Origin of the sequence: Polyangium fumosum (genome assembly GCF_005144585.1) — a bacterium.
In the GTDB taxonomy this organism is placed as follows: Bacteria; Myxococcota_A; Polyangia; order Polyangiales; family Polyangiaceae; genus Polyangium; species Polyangium fumosum.
In genome coordinates, this window is record NZ_SSMQ01000006.1 from 139194 (window position 1) to 160614 (window position 21421).

Sequence of the window (21421 nt, forward strand, 5' to 3'; positions counted from 1 at the left end):
CTGCGAGGTGAAACTAGCGTGGTTTGCCCGCGCGTGAACGGCCAGACGTGGGCACGTCCGCGGCGCAGGACGCACACACGCCGCGGTAGATGCGCTCCACGGCGCGCAGGGAAAACCCCGTCGCGGCCGCATTCACGCAAGGCGCGATCTCCGCAAGCGGCTCACCGTTCGTGCACGACGGCACGTCGCGCACGAGGCCGCAGCGATCACACACCGCGTGGTTGTGCGGCGCCATGTTCGCGTCGAAGCGCGCCGCGCCCGGCGACAAGCTCAAGGACACGCAGAGCCGGGCCGCGGCGAGCGCGTCGAGCGTGTTGTACACGGTCGCGAAGCTCATCGTCGGCATCGCGGGGCGCAGCCGTTCGAAGAGCTCCTGGGCCGTCGGGTGCGCCGGGTCACCGGCAAGCTCACGCGCGATGGCCAGGCGTTGCGGCGTCAGCTTGAGACCGGAGGCCCGGACGCGCGCCAGCATCTCGGCGAAACGTGCTTCAGCCTCTGGGCACGCGTTCGGCACGTCCGCTGGATACGTAGAATTTTTCTCAGGAGCAAGTCCTCCTGAGTTGAGGAAAATCCCTACAGCGGCCTACGCAGCGGCTTTCTTCGGGTGGCAGACCCCGAGAAATCGTGGAGAATCTCACGGGTTTTGCCTGGCGCACGATCCACCGGCCTCTCGAACACGCGTGGACGGCCTTGCCAGACAAAAATCCCACTGACATACTGTCGCCCCCTCGCAAACCGGGTCCACGTACACGTGTACCTGCGCCCCGCGAGGAAACGAAGGACGACAACGCCCCGCGCGGCCCGGGGGAACAGGGCCCGCACGATGGAAACGAGAGGACGCGTTCAGAGATGCCTACCGACGCCATTCAGTGCAAACCGCTCGAGGTCGCCGTGGGCGACAAGGGAATCGAGCGCGCGATCAAGCACCTCAAGCGGAAGATGGCCGCGGAGGGCATCCTTCGTGAGCTCAAGAGGCGCCGGCACTACATGAAGCCCTCGGTCAAGCGCCGCAAGAAGGCGTCCGAGGCTGCCCGCCGCCGCCGCAAGCGGTCGAAGATGGACGTGATGCAATAGCCCGGCGGCGCGTCCGCGCGCCTCCTGGTCACCCGGCGCGCGTTCGCGCGCCGCCACCGACGATGACGCCGGCCGCTCCGCGGAGTCCGGCGTTTCGTCGTTTTGTTCGACCTTGAAGCTCCTCATCCTCAGTACTTCCTATCCGGCGAGCGACGCCGATCCCTCGGGACACTTCGTCCGCGCCGAGGCCCGCGCGCTCGCGCGGCGAGGCCACGAGGTGCACGTCGTCGCGCCCGGGGGATCGCCCTTTGACGAACCTGCGCGGGATCCCGCGGCGCCCTCGCTCCACGTGCACCCCGCGGGCGGCGGCGCGCTCTTCGGCTGGCCCGGCGCGCTCGCGCGCGTGCGCCGGGATCCCACGCGCCTGCTCCATGCGCTCCCCTTCGCCGTCGCCACGCGCGCGCGTGCCTCCGCGATCGGACCCGTCGATCGCGCCATCGCGCACTGGATCGTCCCCTCGGCCGTCCCGCTCCTCCTCGGTTTGCCTGCGCCGATCGAGGTCGTCGGCCACGGCGCCGACGTGCGCATGCTCTGCGCCATGCCCGCCGCAGCGCGCCTCTTCATCGTGCGCGCCCTCCTCGATCGCGACGCCTCCTTCCGCTTCGCTGCCGCCGCCTCCCTCGACGCCCTCGCCCGCGCCCTGCCCACGCCGCTCGCGGAGCGCCTCGAACGCGCCTCCCGCGTCGAGCCCGTTCTCCTCGACCTCCCCGACGTCACGACGCGCGCCCGTGTCCTCCGCGCCTCGCTCGATCCACACGCGTCCGCGGACAAACTCGTCGTCGCCGCGGGCCGCCTCGTCCCATCAAAGCGTGTCGACCTCGCGATCGAGGCTGCGACATCCGCGTCGATGTCGATCGTCGTCGTCGGCGACGGCCCCTTGCGCGCCGAGCTCGAGGCCCTCGCGCGTGCCCGCCCTGCGCATGCGCGGTTCGTCGGCCTCGTGCCGCGGGACGAGGCGCTCGCGTGGATCGCTGCGGCCGACGTGCTCCTGCATGCTTCGGCGGAAGAGGCTGCGCCCACCGTCGTGCGCGAGGCGCGCGCGCTCGGCGTGCCTGTCGTCGCGTGCGCGGCGGGGGACGTCTCCGTGTGGGCGCGGCGCGACCCTGGCCTCGTCGTTGCCGCGCCCGACGTCCGGGCCCTTTCGGCCGCGCTTCAGGCTGCCGTGGCTGCGCGTTCGTAGGGCGCCCCCCCGAGCGCGTGCGAGACGTACAAAGCGACGAACGAGACTCTTGCAATCCTCGACGATTCGACTAGGGTGCCGCCTCGCGATGCGGGGCAAACACCACGCAGAGCGGCCCGGGGCGTAGCGCAGCCTGGTTAGCGCACTTGACTGGGGGTCAAGGGGTCGGTGGTTCAAATCCACTCGCCCCGACAAGGTCCGGAGGATGAACGTCCTCCGGACCTTTCGGTTTTTTGTGCCTCGTGACGAGCGAAGCGCGGACGAAGGCACCTTCGCGCCTCGGCGCGTCGTGCCTTCAGGGTCCGTTGGTCTCGGGGTGGGAAGGAGCGCGCGGCAGCTCGTGCCGCGCGAGGCTCAATTGAAGCCGATGCGGAAGTTGACCGGACCGCAGTCGGGCGCGCCGTCCATCGAGAGCGTCGCCTCGTGCCGCCCGGGGTCGCCCGTCACCGTGATGCTGCCGCCCGTGCTGCGGTCGCCCTTGTCGCCGACGCCGATCGGCAGGTCGAGGGCCGCGCCCGCGCCTTTCCAGGTCAGGCGCAGCGTCGCCGTCGTCTGCTGATCGACGGGGCTCAGGTTCTCGCCTTTGAACTCGATGACCAGACGCTCGGCGTTGGCGATGTCGGAGCGGAACGTCGCCTTGGCGCCGCAGTCCATGCGGAAGCGGTGCGTCTCTCCGCGCTTGATGGGCAGCGCCGCGGAGGTCGGGGGCTGGAACGCGTCGCCCTTCTTCGGCGGCGGGATCTTCACCACGATGCAACCCGTGGACGCCGCGGCGAGGAGACCGAGCGTCGCGACACGCGCGGCCCCGGAGAGAATCGCGGAAACCTTCTTCGACATGACAAGCGCCTCCATGGCGAGCCGGCCGGCCCCCTCCGCGCCCATGCCGGTACGGATCGGCGGCTACCATTTCGCGTATAAACGACGTCGCGCGGAAGATCCACTCTTTCACGCTCACCGCTACCGCCCTCTGCGCGTCGTAGTATCGTTCGCGTCCCATGGCCGAATCCACCCTCGATCTGCGCGACCTGCCCAAGGACCGCGCCTACGACGAATTGGAACGCACGCTCGAAGCCGTCCTCGCGGGCCTCGCGGATCCCATCGCCGCCATGGCCACGATGAGCGCGCTCCTGCATCACGGCTTCGGCCATCTCTGGACCGGCTTCTACCGCGTCGTCGCCCCCGACCTCCTTCGCGTCGGTCCTTATCAAGGCACGCTCGGCTGCCTCGAAATCCCCTTCGGCAAGGGCGTCTGCGGCGCGGCGGCCCGCGACCTCCGCACCGTCGTCGTCCCCGATGTACACGCCTTCCCCGGCCACATCACCTGCGACGCCCGCTCTCGCTCCGAAATCGTCGTCCCGGTCCTCGATGCCTCGGGCGCGCTCCTCGCCGTGCTCGACATCGACTCCGACCGCCCTGCCACCTTCGACGACGAGGACCGTCGCCGCCTCGAAGCCCTCGTCGGCTGGTTCGCCCGCGTGCCCTGAAAGGCGCATCTTCCCTCTTCGCAGCCCTTCCGGCCTCGCTTAGACTTGGCCGCATGCGTTGCCCCACCTTGCGAATGCCGTCCGGATATCCCGACGCGGCGCCGCATCTCCGCGACGAGGTCCGCGTCCTGCAACGCGAGCTCAAGCGTTGGGCGTATTCCATGAGCCCCGACGGCCAGTTCGGCCCGCGCACCGATGCCGCCGTGCGCCATTTCCAGCGCAAGCGTGGCCTCAAGGACGACGGCATCGTCGGCCCCCGGACGTGGGACGCCGTCCTCGATCCCGACGCGAAGGCCATTGGCGCGAGCTTCCAGTATCAACCTGCCGGCGCCGCGGATCCCACGCCCTCCACGCCCGCCGCGCCCAAACCCGCGACGCCCGCGCCCGAGCCGGCCCCGGTGAACCCCGGCGCGGGCGGGGCCGCGTGGATGGCCATCGCGCGCAAGGAGGAGGGCATCCGCGAAACCTCGGGACGGGCGGCCAATCCGCGCATCATCGAGTACCACGCGACGACCACGCTCCGCGCGCAGTCGGACGAAATCGCCTGGTGCGCCTCCTTCGTGAACTGGGTCCTCAAAAAGGCCGGCATCAAGGGCACGAACTCCGCCGCCGCGGCGAGCTGGGTGAAATGGGGCGCGTCCACGACCGCGCGCCAGGGCGCCGTCTGCGTCATCTACAATGCCCGCGCGGCGAACTCGTCCCTCTCGACCTCCGGCAATCACGTCGGCTTCCTGGTCCACGAGACGAGCACCCATTACGTGCTCCTCGGCGGCAACCAGTCGAACTCCGTCAAGGAGTCGAGCTTCCCCAAGACGAAATGGCGGCTCAAGGCCTATCGCTGGCCGTCTTCCTGAACCTCTCACCGCTCTGAGCATTGGTCTCATCTCGAAGCCGCTTCGCTGGGGCTTTGCCCCAGACCCCACCGGGGCTATCCGCCCCTGGACCTGGACCAGCGCAGGCGCTGGACTCGTGGCGATGAACTGCGCTCCGCGCAGTTCATCGAACAGCCGGTGGCAAGACCTGCGACGATTTCGCCCAAGGCCAAGGCCGCAGGGCTGACGGCTCCGCTGGCAACGCCCCGTTGCCAGGAGAGACGCGCGTCCGTGGTCTTGCCATCGGCCCTTGGAAGAACTGCGCGGAGCGCAGTTCTGCCACGAAAGGTCCAGCGCAGGCGCTGGTTCGGGTCGAGGGGCGAACAGCCCCCGCGGGGTCCGGGGCAGCGCCCCGGCTCCCACGCCCCCGATGAGACCCATGCTCAGCTCACCGCTTCGTCGCGGGCCCGCCGAGCGTCTCGTCGAGCGAGCGCGAGGGCGGACGGCAATCGCGGGGCGAGAGCTCCACCCGGGCGATCCCTTCCACCACGAACGGGTGCTCGCTCCCCTGCGCATCCCACACCACGACGCGCCGGAGGGCCGCGAGATCACCTCGCGCCACGAGGACACGATCGACCTCGATTCGCACGCGCACGCAGCCAGGCCGCGGCTTTCGCGGCGTCGCCTCGATCACCGCCATCCACGCGCGCGCCTCGTCCGCCCGCACCACGACGTCGAAGGCCGCGCCGAGGCCCTCTGCGAGAATCGCGGCGAGCGCGACGTACGGCGTATCCTCGATCGTCGACCTCGCAATCACGTAGCCGCGGCGCACGAGCGAGGCCTCGCTCCCATGCGCGAGCAGAATCTCCTCGGCCGGATCATCCGCGAAGATACGCAACACCGACGCGCCGTCCTCGCCCCGCCACGCGTCCACGAGCTCTGCCGCCTCCTCCGCGCGCCCCGCGCGTGATCGGGTCGTGCGCAACGCCGCGCGGAGCGCCAGCGTGCCCTTGTAAAGCGCCGCGAGCTCGGAGGCGAGGTCCCCCGAAAGGGCCGCGATCGGCGCCGGAAACTCGAGGCTCGGCGAAAGCGCCGGCACCTCGGCCCGCAGCCTCTCGGCGACGTCGCCCGCCTTCGCCATCCCCCCCTCGTCCTGCCGCTCCAAAAGCAGCAGCGGGCACGAGATCCACGGCACCGGGGGCTCCGTGGCGAGAGAGGTATCAGGTCGACAAACCGGCGCCATGTGCGGCCGGATCGCCCGCGTGTTTGCCCGGCCAAGCGCCACGCCGGGCGCGCCCTCCGCGAAGGCCACGCTCGCCGGCGCGGCCTCTCTCCGCGCAGACACCGGGGCCCCCGCGAGGGCGTGGAGCCATGCCAACCCCGTGGGATCGAGCGCCTGGAGCGCGTCCCGCATCTCCGCCGGCATCGACTCCATACGCGCCCCGATCTCTCGGAGGACCCACCCTTCGTGGGGCTTCATGGCCTCCCGCACCGCGCCCCACGCCCGCGCGATCGCCGCCTCCCCGCCCCGCGCGAACGCCTTCTCCAAAAAGCCTCGCGCCTCTTCCTCGTCCGCGCGGATCAACGCGAGAATGCCCGCGCAGCCGAGCAGGAACGGATCCGACCCGCCGTGCTCCGCGGCCTCCCGCAGGTTTCTCCGGGCCACCTCGAACGAGGCCTCGCCCGCCGCCACGCCAAACCCTTGCAGCATCGCCGCGACCCGCAGAAGCGCGAGCCCCGCGCGGCCCAGGATCCGCGGCCTCCGTGGATCGTCCCAGCGCGCGCGTTGCGACGCCTCCGCGAGCGCCGCGCGCGCCTCGTCCACCCGGCCCTCCCGTTCGAGCACGCGGGCGAGCGAATACGACACGCCCGCCACGAGCGCGAGCAGCCCCGGCCCCGCGTCGAGCCGCAGCCATACGCGGCCGAGCCGCTCCCGCAGGGCGAAAAGCGCCTCGCTCGCCTCCCGCGCAAGGCCCCGCTCGGCCCGCGTGATCGCGTACGAGCACTCGGCCGCGCAGAGCGCCTCGAGAATCGGCAAATGGAGCGTCCCCGCAAAACGCGCGCGCACCTCGGCCATCCGCGCATCCGCCTCCTCGTGCCGGCCGAGCGCGTCGAGCGCCGTCACCTCATTGCACGCGACCGCCGCGGCGATCTCGAACAACGGCGTCTCCGTCACCCCCGCGAGCCGCTCCCGCAGCGCCGCGAGCGCCGCCGCAGCCTGCGTTCCGTATCCCGCCAGCGAAAGCGTCGCCGCCGCATTCGCGGCACCGAGCGCGACCAGCGCGGCCATCGGCGCCGCCGCGGTCCCCTCCGCCCGACGCGCAAGCTCCATCGCCGCGTCGAGCGCTCGTTCGTGCGCGCCCATGCGCCCGAACGAAAACACGGCCCCACAAAGCGACGCCGCCTCCAGCGCACGATAGCCGTGCCCCTCTGCGCCCGCGCATGCGGCGCGGGCCATCGCAAAATGGTTCGCCGCGGTATCGTCCCAGCCGAGCTCCTGACAACAAATGCCGGCCGCGTGTGCCGCGTCGGCGAGCACCGCCGAAAGCCACGGCGGCTCGCCCGTGAGGCGCATCTCCTCGGCGAGCTCGAGCGCCATCCCGAGGTGCTTGCACGCGTCGGTCCACTCCTCGCGGCCCGCGTGCAGCTTTCCTTGTCGATACGACGAAAGGAGCACGCACGTGAGGAACTCGCGATCCTCGAACCGCCGCGGGAAAAACCGCCGGATCACCTCGCCGTAATCGGCTCCGCCCGTCTCGCCCGACTCGATCGCGAGATCCCCGAGCGCGAGCAGCGCCCGCGCCGCGTCCCGTGCGCCTCCCTCGTCGCGGATCTCGCCGCGCGCGATCTCCAGGTATGCCTTGCGCGCCGCGCGAAAATTCCCCTCGGCTCGCAGCACCGCCGCGCGGACGAACGGATCTCCCTCGAGGAGCCGCGCGCTCTGCGGCGTATGCGCGGACGGCGGCGACGAGCCCCGATCCTCCACGACGAGCCGCGACGAAGGCGGCGGCGACGAATCCGGCCCGCCACGCCCGCGCCGCGCCTCGATCGCGGCCCAGAGATCCCGCGAGCTCGGCCGCGCTGCCTCGCCCACGTCGAGCGGGCTCGGGCGCCGCAGGCATTGCACGAAGCGCAGATACGCGTGGGCGAGGCTCTTCGGATCCGCGGCCGGCTCCACCTCCGCCGCGATCATCGCGCCCCGCGCGGCGCGCTCGTTCCAGGGGATCGTCGCGAGCCCGAGGTAGGGCCCGAGATCCCGGCCCATCACGTTCGTCGTCTCGTAGATCAGCCCTTCGAGCTGCTCCTTCGCCTCCTGCACGAACGCGCGCCCGCTCGCGCCCTCCTCCACGCGCACGAGCAGCGGAAAAAGCGCGAGCGGCCGGCCCGCGTCCACCAGCACGCGCCGCGCGTGGGCGAACCTCCCGAGCTCGATCGCCTCCTCCAGCGACGCGTCGTCCACGAGCAGCACGAGCTTGTCCACGAGGTGCGCGGCGAGCAGCGCGGTCGCCTCCGTCCGGCCCGACGGCACGTTCACGAGCACCTCGTCGTACCGGATGCGCAACGCGCGCGCGAGCGGCGCGAGCAGCCACGGACACTCCTCGATCACCCGCGCCCGCGTCACGGCCGATCGCGACCCCTCCGCGGGCCAGTAAAACATCTCGGCGGGCGCGCCGCCGAGCCGCAGCGGCACCACGCGGATCCCCGCGCCGCCGTCGAGGAGCTGCGTGATCCACGCGCGAACGGCGGCCTCGGGCGGGGCTTCCCGCGCGCGCCCCGACACGAGCGGGGACACGGCGGCGCGCACGCCCTCGAAGAAATCGACGACGCCCGCGCCTCGCCGCCCCTCGCCTCGCCCCTGGAAATAACGCTCCAGCGCGGGCTCGTCGACGGCCAGATCCACCACGAGCACGCGCTTGCCTTTTTGCGCCAGGAGCGCGCCGACATTGGCCACGGCCATCGCGCGCCCGACGCCTCCGCGTGCCGAAGCGAGCCCGACGATGATGCCCTGCCGATCGCTCACGCCGTCCTCGTCCCGTCCCGTCCCCGCGTCCGGGAATCCGACGGGGCCCGGACTCTACCGGACCGGGGTATCGCCTGGCAATAGAGGCCCCGCTTTGGTAGGAGACGAGCCGTGGATCCGAGAGAAAGCCGAGCCACCCCCGAAGGCGCCATCTTGGTGAACGACCGCGTTCACGTCCCGGCGTCGGCCCTCACCGTGACGACGGCGCGCGCCTCCGGCCCCGGCGGACAAAACGTCAACAAGGTCGAGTCCAAGGTCGACGTCCGGGTCGACCTCGACGTGATCGTCGGCCTCGACGAGGGCGCGCGGGCGCGGCTCCTCGCGGCAGTGCGGACACGCCTCGACGCCGAGGGCAAGTTGCGCGTCACGAGCCAGAGGACGCGGGATCAGGGGAGAAACTTGGCGGACGCCCACGACAAGATTCGCGCGCTCGTCGCGGCGGCGCTCGTCGCGCCCAAGGCCCGCAAGCCCACGCGCCCGAGCCGCGGCGCCGTCGAGCGCCGCCTCGACGAAAAAAAACGCGCCGGGGAGCGCAAACGGTCTCGCGCCGGCCGCGCCGAGGACTGATTAACCTCCCTGGTTCATCTCCTCCTGCGGCCTCTCCGCTTCGACCGGCCCGTCGTGGATCGGCACCGAGACGTGCTCGTGCACGATGAGCCATTGCCCGTCGCGCCACGCCCACACGACGGACCAGCGCGCGTCGAACGACTCCGTCATGCCGTCCTTGAACGTGATGTCGAAATGCACGACGCTCGCGGCCAATGCGGTGTTTCCATGCGCCTCGATCCGCGCGTCGTCGCGGACCTTTGCTTTCAGGCTGCTGAACTGCGCGAGAAGATCCTTCACACCCTTCTCGTAGGCCTTCCAGCCTCGGTGCTCGAGCGGCGCGAAATCGAAGAACACCAGCCCCTCGTCTTTCGCGTAAAAGGGGGCCGAGTTCTGCGGATCGAGCGAGCTCCACGCGTCCCACGTGCGCTGCATGAGCTCCGTCGTGGGCTTCTCGGGCGCGCTTTGCTCCTGCGAGGAGGTCGGGGCTTTCTTGCAGCCCATCGGCACCGCGACGAGCGCTGGAATCGCCAGCACGGCGCAGAGGGAAAGTCCGGCGAGGAGAGAAGAGCGAACCTTTTTCATGAGCGTCGCCTCCTGCGAATCGCCGCGAGCCGATGCATGCAGCGGGCCGCCGATCCGTGGTGCGTGGACGAAAACACGAATTTTCAGCCCGAGAAGAACCAAAAACAGGCGTTCGGGAGAACCAGAGCCACCACTTCAGGAGAACCCCGACCCGTCGAAGAAACCGAAGCGACGAAGAGGTAAGACCTGTCGTATCGGCCGGTTGACATGCCGCCGATAGGTCACGTAATGTCAGCGCACGAAGACAAGGCGCCGACGCCGTGGAGAACACGGGAGGACAGGATGGACACGGGGTTAGGATCGTCTTGCCAACCGCACGACGAGAGCCGGGCGCTCCTCGACCTCGCGCTCCGAGCGTCCGGCGCGGGGCATTGGTCCTGGGATCTCGGCGCGCACGAGGGCTACTGGTCCGACGAAGTGTACCGCATGTTCGGGGAACACCCCGCCCCGGACGGGCGCCTGGTGTCGGGCGACACCTTTCGCAAGGCCCTCCACCCCGAGGATCTCGCGCCCACGCAGGCGCGGTTCGCGGCCGCATGGGCGGAGAGGAGCGACTTCGTCTCCGAATACCGCATTCGCCGCCCCGACGGCTCCCTCCGGTGGATCCGCTCGCGCGGCCGCGTGCTCACGGACGGCGCCGGGCGGCCGCGCATGGTCGGCGTATCCCTCGACGTGACGGCGGAAAAAACCCAGGAAGCCCGGCTCCGCGCGAGTGAAGAGCGCTTCCGGGCGGCCATCGAGAGCTCGCTCGACGCGGTGGGCATTTATTCGGCCGTCCGCGACGCGTCCGGCGCCATCGTCGACTTTCGCACCGATTACGTGAACGCGGCCGCCTGCGCGCTCGGCCGGATGTCCGGCGAGGCGCAGATCGGCCGGACGCTGCGCGATCTCTACCCCGCCCCGCGTGCCGCGCGGGGCATCGAGCGGTATGCGCGGGTCGTCGAGACCGGCGAGCCCCTCTTCAAGGAAGCCCTCCATTACGAGGACGAGACCGACGACCCCGGCACGCGCCTGCAGAGGGCCTACGACGTCCGCGTGATCCGGTTGGACGACGGAATCATGGCCACGTGGCGCGACATCACCGATCGCGTGCGCAGCGAGCAAGAGACCCGCGAAACCAAGGAGATGCTCGAGGCGCTGATCCACAACACCGCGGCCTCCATCTTCGTCAAGGACACGAGCGGGCGTTTCCTCCTCGCGAACCCACGCGTGCAGGCGAACTTCGGCCTGCCCCTCGCCGAGATCCTCGGAAAAACCGATCACGAGCTCGTCCTCCCCGCCATCGCCGACGCCTTCCGCCAAAACGACCTCGAAGTGCTCCGCTCCGAGCGCGTGCTCGAACGCGAGGAGGAAATGGTCGTCGACGGCAAGGTCCACACCTTCCTCGCGCTCAAGTTTCCCCTGCGGGATCGCCACGGCAAACCCTACGCCGTCTGCGGCGTGGCGACGGACATCACGGATCGAAAGCGCATCGAGGAGGCGCTGCGCGAGAGCGAGGAGCGCGCGCGGGCGCGGGCCCAGGAGCTCGAGGCGCTGATGGATGCGACGCCGGCCGCGATCTGGATCGCGCGCGACCCGCATTGCCACCTCATCACCGGCAGCCGCACCGCGTACGAGATGATGCGCGTGCCGCACGAGCAAACGAACATCTCGAAGACGGCGGCGGAAGGCGACGCCGTGCCGCACGCGCGTATCTTCCGGGACGGCCACGAGCTCCGCCCCGAGGACCTGCCCATCCAGCGCGCCGCGCGCGGCGAGCCGACGCGCGATTGGGAGGAGGAGATCGTCTTCGACGACGGGGACCGCATCACCGTCTTCGGCAGCGCCGTACCGCTGCGCGGCCCGAACGGCGAGCTGCGCGGCTCCATTGGCGCGTTCGTCGACATCACGGCGTTCAAGCGGGCGGAGGCCGCGCTGCAGAACGAGCGACAGCGGACCGAGGAGACGCTCCGCGCCGCGGACCGACGCAAGGACGAGTTCCTCGCCATGCTCTCGCACGAGCTCCGAAACCCCCTGGCGACGATCCGCAATGCGGTGGGCGTGCTCCGCAGCACGCGCTCGGAGAGCACGCGCGTCGAGCGGCTGCACGCCATGATCGACCGCCAATCCGAGCAGCTCGCGCGGATGGTCGACGACCTGCTCGACGTCGGTCGCATCACGCAGGGCAAGCTGATCCTGCGCAAGGAGCGGCTCGACCTCGGCACGATCGTGAGCCGCGCGGTGGAGACGAGCCGCCCGCTCATCGACGCGGCCGAGCATTCGCTCTCGATCAAGCTACCGGCGGGCCCCGTGGTGCTCGAAGGGGACCTCGGCCGGCTCTCGCAGGTCCTCTCGAACCTGCTCAACAACGCGGCGAAATACACCGAGAGCCGGGGCCTTCTCCAGCTCTCCGCCGAGGTGGGGGGCGACGAGGTCGAGATCCGGGTGGAGGACAATGGAATCGGCATTGCGCCCGACGTCCTGCCTTATGTCTTCGACCTCTTCATGCAATCGAGCCGCACCCTCGACCGCGCGCAGGGCGGGCTCGGCATCGGCCTCACGCTGGTGCGCACGCTCGTGGAAATGCACGGCGGCAAGGTCTCCGCGTCGAGCGGCGGCATGGGCCAGGGCGCCGAATTCACCGTGCGCCTGCCGATATGCCACGCCGCGCCGGCGGAGGAGCTCGCCGCGCCGACGAGCGAGGAGCGCGAGCTTTCGTCGCGGAGCGAGCGCCGGCGCGTCCTCATCGTGGACGACAACCACGACGCCGCGGAGAGCCTGGCCCTCATGCTCGGATACCTCGGCCACGACACCCGCGTCGCGCACGACGGGCCGAGCACGATCGACATCGCCGCGGCATTCAAGCCGGAGGTCATCCTGCTCGACATCGGCCTGCCGGGGCTCGACGGATACGAGGTCGCGCGCCGCCTGCGCGCGCAACGCGAGACACGCGCAGCGATCCTCGTCGCGCTCACGGGGTACGGGCAGGAAGAGGATCGAAAACAGGCGCGGCGGGCCGGCTTTGACCACCACCTCACGAAGCCGGTCGATCACGACCGACTGATCTCCCTCCTCGCCTCGCGGGTGACGCCGGTCGATGTATCGGCCTGACGTAACGGGACTCCGAACGCGACCATTCCTTCTTCGCCCCCCCTCGTGCAACATGGCAGGCGGAGCAGGTGCATGCAGCGCGTGATCGATGCCTTCTGGGAGCGGATCGAGGACAACGTCACGGAGTCGTGCGCGCGGGTCGAGGCGGCGGAAGTCCCGTTTTATCGGAGCTTGCCGGCGGAGGTGCGGCGCGGGGCCTTCAAGCGTGCGTTCGAGGCGATGGGCCACGACCTCGCGGCGGAGGCAGCCCAAGCGTTCCCGACCCTGCTCGCGGTGATCGGCGAGCAACGATCGGGGCTCGGGGTCCGGATCGTGGACATCCTGCGCGGGATGGCGATGGGCTTCGACGTCGTCACCGAGGACTTCGCGACCCTGTTTGCAGACGATCTCGAGGCGCGCCTGCACTGGGAGCGTATACGCGCCCGCGTGAGTTACATGGGCGCGGCGACGCTCGCGGACGCATACCTCGGGGCGCGCGAAAAACTCGTGCGCGCGCAGGCCGAGGAAATCTTGCAGCTCTCCGCGCGGGTGCTCCCGCTCTACCCGGGGATCCTCGTGTTACCGCTCGTGGGGGCGCTCGACGCCGCGCGCGCGGCGCACCTCACGCCGCTCTTGCTCCAGGCGGTCGTGGAGAACCAATCCCGCGTCGTGCTGCTCGACGTGACGGGTTTGCCCTCGGTCGGGGCGGAGGCGGCCGAGCATTTGATGGGCGCCGCGCGGGGCGTCGAATTGCTCGGCGCGACGCCGATCCTCGTGGGCGTACGGCCGCACATGGCGCGCACGATGGTCGAAGCCGGCGTCGACCTCGGCAGGCTGCGATCCCGCGCGGATCTTGCGAGCGGGCTCAGGGATGCGCTCGATGCGCTCGGGCTTGCCATTGCGCGGAAGCGATAGCGGGGCGCCGGGGCTTCACGCTGGACCCGATCGCACCCAAGCGCGCCGTCTGATTCCGGGTCGTACCTGTTTGCCAACTTGCCCTCCGTGGGGGAACTCGATGAGCAGCAGATTCTTCAGACACGCTCGGCCGGCGCAGCGGACGGCCGCTTGTTTGATGGCCACCGCAATGATTGCCCTTGCCTCGCCCGTCGCCGCGACGAGTTTCGCGGATCCCGACGCGGATGCACTCGAAATCGCAGAATCCACTGCGGAACGGGCACGCAGGCTGAAGCGGCCCCAATACAGAGGCGACCCCACGCGTGACTGGCACACGTTCAACGACTGGATCAAGCACAAGCGCGCGCTGATCAGCTTGGCTGAAACGCACTACGAGGTCGCGGAGCCCTGGTGCCCAACCTCCACGAATGCGACGCAGGTACCCGCTCAGCTACGTGTGCGAGCGGCCTACCAGATTGGGGTGATGTGGGAGGATTACGTCGCATCCCACCGGGCTGCACGCCCGCGCTCGCCTAAGCCTGCTCATGTCCACATCGACCTCCCGCTCCTCGAGTACACCGGCGCGGATGAGTCATGGCCTGAATATCTGCCACCTGAAACGAAAAAAGCACGAAGGGCGTTCGCCGCGTGTCTCTCCCTATCGATGAGAAACGCTGTGTGGACGGACGAAAGCGCTGCGTGCGAGACGTGGCTCGATGACCACTCCAAGCTCCCCTACGGGTCATCCATTCTGGAGTTCTTTCCCAGCCCGACCCGAACACCATCCATTGCTATCGAACGTTCTGCGCCTCTCCTGCTCGATGCTGCCCCTCAACGAGATCTGTTGGCACCGCCCGCCATCCTGGACGACGTTACGCAAGGGCGTGAAGAGGGACGGTAGGAAGGGGAGCGGCCTCCTGGATGGCCCTCCCCGAACAGCTCGCAAGCGTAGGGAACAGGTCCCTCGACCTTGGCAAGGTCGATGAAACCACCCGTCCCCGGGTGACCGAGGTCCCCGAATCCTGTTTACCTTACAAATCTGCGGTCGGGGAAGGGGCAAAGAGGTGGTTCAAACCAGTTCGCGGAGGTCGATCGACCTCGCGTGGGTGGTTTTGATCAGCCGGGCTGGATGGTTTCGGTGCCCGCGGGCGGTTTTTCGTTGCTGCCGCGGCGGGCGGCGGCTTCGCGATATGCATCGAGGGGGCGGAGGGCGGAACGGGCGGCGGCGATGCTGGATGCGTCATCCTCGTCGACGGACGCGCAGACCTTGGTGGCGTATTCGACGATGGCGCGGCCCATGGCGCGGACCTGATCGGCGAGGTTGACGCCCTCGGCCTGCTCGCGGAGGAGGGTGCCTTGCACCATGGCGCCATACTGCTCGTGCTGGGCGCGGACGTTGTCGAGGAAGACCTTGCCGGCGATGCGATCGATGTCCTTTTCGAGCCCCTCCTCGTCGATCCGCTTGAGGATGGTATCGGCGGTGGACCATTGCACGGGATAAGCCTCCTTGAGGAAGGAGAGACCGTCGGGTCCAAAAAGAATGGTCACGAGCTCGGCGGCGCGCTTGGCGTCCTGGTATTTGGCGACCGGCAGGTCGGCATACGCGAGGAGGCGCGTACGCAAGGCGCCCCAGGAGGCGTCACCGGCTTGATCGATGAGGCGCGCGGCGTCGTCGGAGACCTTGCCGAGGGTCTTCTGGCGAATGGCGAGGGCCGTTTGCGCCTTGTCGGCCACGGCGCTGACCTTGGCGGCGGATTTGGTGACGGCTGTGGAGGCGTCCTTCGGGCAAGCCGCGAAGAGGGCGCGGCAGAGGGTAATGCCGGCCTCGGCAGTCATGATGGGAGCGCGGACGTAGAGGGTAGGATCCGGGGGATCGTGGGACATGGTGGGGGAGGATACGGGATACGAACATGAAAAGGGAAGGGGGATTTGTGGGGAGAGGATCAGGTGGGATCGGGGGAGCGAGGGGCCCGAGGTCGGGAGGGCTCCCTCGCCCCCAACCCCTCGAAACCATTCACTTCCTTTTTGCTGCGCCCGCGCCCCCTCCTCTGATACCATCGCGACCGATCCATGACCCAGCTTGCCGCACGTGTTGGGGATGCACACACCTGTCCGGCGCACGTCGGGGGGCCGATTCTCCCGCCGGGGTGTACGACTGTCGTCATTGGGGGCCAGGCCGCCGCGCGGATCGACGATCTGTGCCAATGCCAGGGCCCGACGGACGTCATCAAGACAGGCGCGCCCACCGTGCTCATCGGCGGCAAACCCGCGGCGCGCAAGGGCGACCTCACGCGGCACGACGGCGTCGTCGCCATGGGGTTTCCCACCGTCCTCATCGGGCCCCTCGCGCCCGGCGACGCCGTGGCAGCGCTCTTCACGGACGAATATCTGTCCACGCTCGTCGGCAAGGAATGGCAAGGGGCCAACTCCGAGGCATTGAAGGAGGCGATGGAGACGCTCTGGGAGCATCGCCACGACCCGAACCACCCCGATGTGGAGGAGGCGCTCCGGCAAATCGCGGAGGCGCGCGGCAAGCCGCTGGAGCAGATCCAGCAGGATTGGCAGCGGTATCAGGCCGCACTCGCCGAGCAGGAGCGGATCGCCGCGGAGAAGGGCATCGATCCGCCTCCCGGGGTCAACTGGCTCCACGGGGATCACATGGGGAGCACCTCGCAGCTCCGGTATGGCCAGGTCGCCGGGGATGCGCTGGGGATGGATCCGGTGTTCGGCGCGCTGCTCAATCCGACCGGCGGGCTCGTGGGTCCGGGCAATGCGGCGGTCGACGGCAACGACTCCGCGATCGGGTACCACGGCGCCGTGCACGACGCCGGAGGGTATCTGTACAATTATCACAACCAGGGCCCGGGATACGATTACCTCGGGCAAGAAGGCCGCGACACGGCGAGCCCGCTCTCCGGTCAGCGCTCCGGGATCTCGTACTGGCGCGACCAACTGCCGGATCGCAGCGGGGGGCAGAAGTTCACCGATGGCGCGGGCGACGTGATCATGGACGGGGTCGTCGGGGGGATCGACGGGGTCTCGAACGCCTGGGAGGCCACCAAGGAGACGGTCTCCAATGCCTACGAGGGCGCCAAGGATTGGGCCTCCGACACCTGGAACAGCCTGTGGGATTAGGGCAAACGATGAAAGCTCATACACTCGACATCGAGGAGCTCGCGGCCCTCTGCGGCTTTTTGAACGCGAAGAAGCTCGTGGGCCTCGACGAGGCGATCTTTCGCGTGTTCACCGAGGAGAACATCCCCCGCCTCGTGGCCAAGCTGAACGAGCACGGCTTGCTCACGCCCGCCGAGCGACCAGGCACGTATCACTTTCAGGAAGACCTGATGCAATCCCTGGCGGTCGCCGTCGCGCCCGAGCTTGCCGTGCTCGCCCGCTCGGAGGCGCAGGCGAAATCGATCGTGTTTTACCTGGCCGGCGACGAGATCACCGAGATCGTGCTCACCGCGGATCGAGCCGTCGTCGCGCAAATCCCGAGCGTGGAGGAAATGGTCGCCGAGGTGATGACGTTCTTGCAGGGCGCATGGCCCGGGGAAATCGCGGTCGCCCGCGTGAAGGGCGAGGCCTTCGATGCGGGGCGCCGCGCGCAGGTCGATGCCCAGGGAACGTTGACGACGAAGACGCCGGGGCTTTTGCCCGGTGATACGTGGAGCGCCGAGAACGTCACCACGTTCCTGCGCGGCGCGATGGCCGAGCTACGACCCCCGCGCGGGTAGGGTAGAGGAGGCGATTCCGCGGCAAGCCCGTCGCGTCGCCCGCCGCCACGAAAAGCCCCTCGATCCCCCTTCCCCCTCCGCTCGCCTTCGCGTTATGCTCGGCGCGCGCATGGCGTCCGCTGCTCTCGCCGATCCTTTCGCCTGGGTGGGCCAAACCATCGACGGCAAGTTCCGCGTCGAGGCGGTCATCGGCGAGGGCGGGTTCGGCATCGTGTACCGCGCCCTGCACCTCGGGCTCGGCGAGCCGGTCGCCGTCAAGTGCCTGAAGATCCCCGCGTCCCTCGCCCCGGACGAACGCGAGCGGTTCCAGCACAGCTTCCTCGAAGAAGGGCGCCTGCTCCGCAAGCTCTCGCGCGCCACGCCCGCGGTCGTCCAGGCCCTCGACGTCGGCGCGGCCGTCGCGCCGAGCGGCGTATGGGCGCCCTATCTCGTGCTCGAATGGCTGCACGGACAGACCCTCGAAGCATTCCTCGCGCGCCGGAACGAGGACAAACAGGGCGGCATGCCCCTCGCCGACGCCTTCGCGCTCCTCGAACCGGCCGCGCTCGCGCTCGCCGCGGCGCACGACGAAGGGATTGCGCATCGGGACATCAAGCCCGCGAACCTCTTCCTGGCGTCTATCGTGGGGGGCGGCGCCCCCCACTCCCCCTTCGTGGGGGGACAAGCCCCCCACTCCCCCTTCGTGGGGGGACAAGCCCCCCACTCCCCCTTCGTGGGGGGACAAGCCCCCCACTCCCCCCTCGCCCCCGGCAGCCCCGTGGAGGGCGCCGCGCCCTACAACGCCGCCGGCGCGCCCACGATGAAGGTGCTCGATTTCGGCATCGCCAAGGTCATCGCTGACAATGCCTCGATCACCCGCGCGATGGAGCAGACCGGGCACGCGCCGTCCATCTTCACGCCGTTTTATGGCGCGCCCGAGCAGTTCAATCGGAGGTTCGGCGCGACCGGGCCCTGGACGGACGTGTATGCCCTCGCGCTCGTGCTCGTCGAGCTCTGCACGGGCAAAAGCGCGCTCGTCGGCGATGACGTCACGCAGCTCTACATCGCCACGACCGACGTCTCGATCCGGCCCACGCCCCGCACCCACGGCGTACGCACGAGCCACGCCGTCGAGGCCGTCTTCCAGAAGGCGCTCGCGATCGAGCCGCGCGGCCGATTCACCTCGGCGCGCCTCTTCTGGGACGCGCTGCGCGAGGCGCTCCCCGCGCCCATCGAGACCGACGCGCCCGGCGTCACCGCGCCCCCGCTCGGCAAAGGCATCCGCGATCCGCTGACGACCGCCCCGCAGATCGCCGAAATGCCCCCGGCCAAACCCGCTTCCTCGCGGCGCACGTTGTTCGCGGCGATCGGCGCGTGCACGTTCGTCGCGGCCGCCCTCGCCGCGTCCTTCGTGATCAAGCATCGCGGCGAGGTCGAGCCCATTCCGTCGCTCGCCCGCGTGGGCCCCGAGTTCGGCCACGTGGAGCTGCCGAGCTCGACGCCGGACATGGTCCTCGTGCCCGCCGGCAGCTTCACGATGGGGCACGCGAAGGAAGGGAAGACCGAAAAACCGGCGCACACCGTGACGATCTCGAAGCCGTTTTACCTCGACCGCACCGAGGTCACGGCGGAGGACTATACACGCTGCGTGGCTGCGGGGAAGTGCACGCGGAGCGGCGTGCACGGGCCGGGCGTGGACGAGGCCGAGTCGACGAAGTTCGCGCCGTTCTGCACCGAGCACGATCCGGCGAGGGCGCGTCATCCCATCAATTGCATCGACCACGGGCAGGCGGCGAAGCTCTGCGCGTTCCTCGGCAAACGATTGCCCACGGAGGCCGAATGGGAGTACGCCGCGCGTGGCAAGGACGAGCGGCTCTTTCCCTGGGGCGAGGCGCCCATCGCCTGCACGTTCGGCAATTTCGCGCGCGCGGCGGGCCAATGCCCGGGGCGCGCCAAAGGCACGATGCCCGTGGGCTCGTTCCCCGATCACGGCAGTCCCTTCGGCGCGCTCGACATGGCCGGCAACGTCTGGGAATGGGTCGCGGATACCTTCGATCCGGGCGCCTACACGAAAAACGAGCGCAAGGATCCGCTCGTCACCACGGGCGGCAAGGGCTTGATCCGGGGCGGGTCGTGGGATTTCGCGTCGAGCGCCGCCAAGACGACGACACGTTACGCCTTCGACCGCGCCACGGGTCACGTCAGCACGGGCGTGCGCTGCGCGAAGACCGCCGAATAGCATGCAAGACCTCCTCGCGACGCTTTGCGCCTCGCTCCTCGCGGCCCGAACGTTCGAGGGAGCCGCGGGCGCGACGCTCGCCCCCATGCTCGGCCGCGCGGCCGAGGCCCTCGGCGCGGGCCGTCACGCGGGCCGCGGGCGCATTCTGCGGGGAATGGTGCACCTGCGCCCCGGCGACGGGTATCGAGGCCTCGTGGTGATGGAGTTTGGCGCGGCCGCGGCGCGGCCCATCGAGGCGGGCACGCCGGCGCACCTGCCCTCGGCCTCGGCGTGGCGATGGGTCGCGACGTACGGGTGCGCGGTGACGATCGACGTGACGCTCGGCAAGGTGGAGCCACACCTCGGCGAGGGCGGCGTCGTGGTGCGCGAAAAACTCGCCGGGCCGGACGTGACCTTCGGGCGCGAGAGCGCGGCGAGGCTGCTCGAACGCGCGGCGACCCACCTCGCCGTCGTGCCGCTGCGGTTGCCGGGCTCGGTGATTGGGATGATCTCCCTCGAAGCCGATTGTCAGGCGGCGATCGGCCGGCCGTTCTGGGGGCCCGAAATGCTCGGGGCGCTGCAGCTCCTCGCAGACGTCGCGGCGCCGCACCTCGCCGCGCTGCCGATGGCGCCCCCGCCCGCCGCGCCTGCGGACGAGCTTTTGCCCGTGCTCGGGGCGAAAATGGCCGGGCTCGTGCAAATGGCGCGTGTCTTCGCCGAGCAGGAGGAGACGATCCTGCTCGGGGGCCCGACGGGCGCGGGGAAATCACGTATCGCGCGCTGGTGCCACGCGCGCTCGCGCCGCAAAGGCAAGCGCTTCGAGGCGCTCGATCTGATGACCGTGCCCGACGAGCTGCAAATGGGCGAGCTCTTCGGGTGGAAGAAGGGCGCCTTCAGCGGCGCCGTCACCGAAAATCCAGGCGCCGTGGCACGCGCCGACGGCGGGACGCTCTTCATCGACGAGATCGACAAACTCTCGCTGAAGGCCCAAGCGGGGCTCTTGCAGGTGCTCGAGGAGCGCCGGTATCGCGCGCTCGGCGACGGCTCGGGCGAGCGGCGCGCGGACGTGCGGTTCCTCGTCGGGACGAACGCGGACCTCGGCGCCGCGGTCCTCGCGGGAAAGTTTCGAGAGGATCTTTATTATCGAATCAACGTGCTGCCGGTGAAGCTCCTCCCGCTCGACGAGCGCGCGGACGAGATTCCGCAATGGGCGCATTACATGCTCCAGCGACGGCACGCGGAGAGCGCGGCCGAGGGGCGGGCCCGCGTCGCGCCTTTGGCGGAGCGGGCGCTCATCGCGGCGCGCTGGCCGGGCAACCTGCGACAGCTCGACAACATCATCCGTCGAGCGTACGCGCTCGCCCTGGTGGAGCACGGGGGGGCCACGAGCGAAATCACGCTGGAGGCACGGCACGTCGAGCGCGCGCTCGGATACGAGGGGGGCGGCGGGGCCAAGGATTCGGCATTCGCGTCGATCCGGCGGGCCGCGGAGGCGGTCGTCGACGAGGCGGAGCGGCGCGAGGCCGCGGGGGAGGTGCTGGATCTCGATCTGGCCGAGGCGTTCCGCGGGGTGGTGCTCGGGACGGCGGCGCGCCGCAGGAGCAGCAAGGAGGCGGCCTTTCGGCTGCTCGGCAAGGCGGGCGTGGTGCAGAACCGGAACCACCAGAAGGCGTTCCGGCGTGAAATCGAGAAGGTGAACGCGCTCGTCCGCGCGCTCGGGCAGGACGGAGCGGGGCCCTTCGACGATCTCGTCGAGAAGGACGAGACGTAACCTCGCGGGCGACGGCGGCGCGTCGGCAGGAACGCGGGCGCGTCGCCGCGAACG

Annotated in this window: 17 protein-coding genes and 1 tRNA gene; 13 read left to right on the forward strand and 5 right to left on the reverse strand. The window is 69.8% G+C overall.

All coding sequences use genetic code 11. The features are described 5' to 3' along the window. Positions 1 to 13: 13 nt before the first annotated feature. A complete protein-coding gene (locus E8A74_RS08115) occupies positions 14 to 514 on the reverse strand; it encodes a Fur family transcriptional regulator (RefSeq protein WP_232379435.1) in 501 nt (166 codons plus the stop codon). A 335-nt stretch (positions 515 to 849) separates the two neighbouring features. On the opposite strand from E8A74_RS08115, the gene rpsU reads away from it, so the two are divergent. The 3 genes from rpsU (at position 850) to E8A74_RS08130 (ending at position 2446) form a co-directional block, all read left to right on the forward strand. Beyond that, entirely contained in the window at positions 850 to 1074 is a 225-nt protein-coding gene (gene rpsU / locus E8A74_RS08120) for a 30S ribosomal protein S21 (RefSeq protein WP_136928365.1), read from the forward strand. Between the two features lie 112 nt (positions 1075 to 1186). Then, positions 1187 to 2254, forward strand: a complete 1068-nt coding sequence (locus tag E8A74_RS08125) for a glycosyltransferase (protein ID WP_136928366.1) — start codon at positions 1187 to 1189, stop codon at positions 2252 to 2254. Between the two features lie 117 nt (positions 2255 to 2371). Continuing rightward, a tRNA-Pro gene (locus tag E8A74_RS08130) sits at positions 2372 to 2446 on the forward strand. Positions 2447 to 2608: 162 nt separating this feature from the next. Here E8A74_RS08130 and E8A74_RS08135 read toward each other — a convergent pair. Beyond that, positions 2609 to 3091, reverse strand: a complete 483-nt coding sequence (locus tag E8A74_RS08135) for a hypothetical protein (RefSeq protein WP_136928367.1) — start codon at positions 3089 to 3091, stop codon at positions 2609 to 2611. Positions 3092 to 3249: 158 nt separating this feature from the next. Between E8A74_RS08135 and E8A74_RS08140 the strand changes: the two genes are divergently transcribed. Continuing rightward, the gene (locus E8A74_RS08140) at positions 3250 to 3738 is read left to right on the forward strand and encodes a GAF domain-containing protein (RefSeq protein ID WP_136928368.1); all 489 of its coding nucleotides are present in this window, start codon (positions 3250 to 3252) and stop codon (positions 3736 to 3738) included. A gap of 53 nt (positions 3739 to 3791) precedes the next feature. Beyond that, on the forward strand, positions 3792 to 4592 hold the full coding sequence (locus E8A74_RS08145) for an NlpC/P60 family protein (protein WP_136928369.1): 801 nt from the start codon (positions 3792 to 3794) through the stop codon (positions 4590 to 4592). Positions 4593 to 4998: 406 nt separating this feature from the next. On the opposite strand, the gene E8A74_RS08150 is transcribed toward E8A74_RS08145, so the two are convergent. Then, positions 4999 to 8571, reverse strand: coding sequence for a nucleotide-binding protein (locus E8A74_RS08150; RefSeq protein WP_136928370.1), 3573 nt, complete (start codon positions 8569 to 8571; stop codon positions 4999 to 5001). Positions 8572 to 8682: 111 nt separating this feature from the next. On the opposite strand from E8A74_RS08150, the gene arfB reads away from it, so the two are divergent. After that, the gene (arfB, locus tag E8A74_RS08155; protein ID WP_232379436.1) at positions 8683 to 9138 is read left to right on the forward strand and encodes an alternative ribosome rescue aminoacyl-tRNA hydrolase ArfB; all 456 of its coding nucleotides are present in this window, start codon (positions 8683 to 8685) and stop codon (positions 9136 to 9138) included. Here the strand turns inward: arfB and E8A74_RS08160 are convergent, their stop codons facing one another. Continuing rightward, positions 9139 to 9702, reverse strand: a complete 564-nt coding sequence (locus E8A74_RS08160) for a YybH family protein (protein ID WP_136928371.1) — start codon at positions 9700 to 9702, stop codon at positions 9139 to 9141. 282 nt (positions 9703 to 9984) lie between these two features. On the opposite strand from E8A74_RS08160, the gene E8A74_RS08165 reads away from it, so the two are divergent. The 3 genes from E8A74_RS08165 to E8A74_RS08175 all read left to right on the forward strand — a co-directional run bounded on the left by E8A74_RS08165 (position 9985) and on the right by E8A74_RS08175 (position 14566). Beyond that, positions 9985 to 12792: a PAS domain-containing protein gene (locus tag E8A74_RS08165; RefSeq protein WP_170228952.1), complete on the forward strand. Its 2808-nt coding sequence runs from the start codon at positions 9985 to 9987 to the stop codon at positions 12790 to 12792. A gap of 72 nt (positions 12793 to 12864) precedes the next feature. Further along, the gene (locus E8A74_RS08170) at positions 12865 to 13686 is read left to right on the forward strand and encodes an STAS domain-containing protein (protein WP_136928373.1); all 822 of its coding nucleotides are present in this window, start codon (positions 12865 to 12867) and stop codon (positions 13684 to 13686) included. A 157-nt stretch (positions 13687 to 13843) separates the two neighbouring features. After that, complete coding sequence (locus tag E8A74_RS08175) at positions 13844 to 14566, forward strand: hypothetical protein (protein ID WP_136928374.1); 723 nt, start codon at positions 13844 to 13846, stop codon at positions 14564 to 14566. A gap of 215 nt (positions 14567 to 14781) precedes the next feature. Here the strand turns inward: E8A74_RS08175 and E8A74_RS08180 are convergent, their stop codons facing one another. Beyond that, on the reverse strand, positions 14782 to 15549 hold the full coding sequence (locus tag E8A74_RS08180; protein WP_136928375.1) for a hypothetical protein: 768 nt from the start codon (positions 15547 to 15549) through the stop codon (positions 14782 to 14784). A gap of 186 nt (positions 15550 to 15735) precedes the next feature. Between E8A74_RS08180 and E8A74_RS08185 the strand changes: the two genes are divergently transcribed. The 4 genes from E8A74_RS08185 to E8A74_RS08200 all read left to right on the forward strand — a co-directional run bounded on the left by E8A74_RS08185 (position 15736) and on the right by E8A74_RS08200 (position 21367). Beyond that, positions 15736 to 16800, forward strand: a complete 1065-nt coding sequence (locus E8A74_RS08185) for a PAAR domain-containing protein (protein ID WP_136928376.1) — start codon at positions 15736 to 15738, stop codon at positions 16798 to 16800. Positions 16801 to 16808: 8 nt separating this feature from the next. Then, positions 16809 to 17399, forward strand: coding sequence for a hypothetical protein (locus E8A74_RS08190; RefSeq protein ID WP_136928377.1), 591 nt, complete (start codon positions 16809 to 16811; stop codon positions 17397 to 17399). Positions 17400 to 17508: 109 nt separating this feature from the next. Then, complete coding sequence (locus E8A74_RS08195; protein ID WP_232379437.1) at positions 17509 to 19617, forward strand: bifunctional serine/threonine-protein kinase/formylglycine-generating enzyme family protein; 2109 nt, start codon at positions 17509 to 17511, stop codon at positions 19615 to 19617. A gap of 1 nt (position 19618) precedes the next feature. Next, positions 19619 to 21367, forward strand: a complete 1749-nt coding sequence (locus E8A74_RS08200; protein WP_136928379.1) for a sigma-54-dependent transcriptional regulator — start codon at positions 19619 to 19621, stop codon at positions 21365 to 21367. The last annotated feature ends 54 nt before the right edge of the window (positions 21368 to 21421 follow it).

Bases quoted from the DNA above. Each gene is read 5' to 3' on its own strand.
- rpsU (WP_136928365.1), top strand. From the start codon at position 850: ATGCCTACCGACGCCATTCAGTGCAAACCGCTCGAGGTCGCCGTGGGC.
- E8A74_RS08135 (WP_136928367.1), bottom strand. From the start codon at position 3,091: ATGTCGAAGAAGGTTTCCGCGATTCTCTCCGGGGCCGCGCGTGTCGCG.
- E8A74_RS08140 (WP_136928368.1), top strand. From the start codon at position 3,250: ATGGCCGAATCCACCCTCGATCTGCGCGACCTGCCCAAGGACCGCGCC.
- E8A74_RS08145 (WP_136928369.1), top strand. From the start codon at position 3,792: ATGCGTTGCCCCACCTTGCGAATGCCGTCCGGATATCCCGACGCGGCG.
- E8A74_RS08160 (WP_136928371.1), bottom strand. From the start codon at position 9,702: ATGAAAAAGGTTCGCTCTTCTCTCCTCGCCGGACTTTCCCTCTGCGCC.
- E8A74_RS08165 (WP_170228952.1), top strand. From the start codon at position 9,985: ATGGACACGGGGTTAGGATCGTCTTGCCAACCGCACGACGAGAGCCGG.
- E8A74_RS08170 (WP_136928373.1), top strand. From the start codon at position 12,865: ATGCAGCGCGTGATCGATGCCTTCTGGGAGCGGATCGAGGACAACGTC.
- E8A74_RS08175 (WP_136928374.1), top strand. From the start codon at position 13,844: ATGGCCACCGCAATGATTGCCCTTGCCTCGCCCGTCGCCGCGACGAGT.
- E8A74_RS08180 (WP_136928375.1), bottom strand. From the start codon at position 15,549: ATGTCCCACGATCCCCCGGATCCTACCCTCTACGTCCGCGCTCCCATC.
- E8A74_RS08185 (WP_136928376.1), top strand. From the start codon at position 15,736: ATGACCCAGCTTGCCGCACGTGTTGGGGATGCACACACCTGTCCGGCG.
- E8A74_RS08190 (WP_136928377.1), top strand. From the start codon at position 16,809: ATGAAAGCTCATACACTCGACATCGAGGAGCTCGCGGCCCTCTGCGGC.
- E8A74_RS08195 (WP_232379437.1), top strand. From the start codon at position 17,509: ATGGCGTCCGCTGCTCTCGCCGATCCTTTCGCCTGGGTGGGCCAAACC.
- E8A74_RS08200 (WP_136928379.1), top strand. From the start codon at position 19,619: ATGCAAGACCTCCTCGCGACGCTTTGCGCCTCGCTCCTCGCGGCCCGA.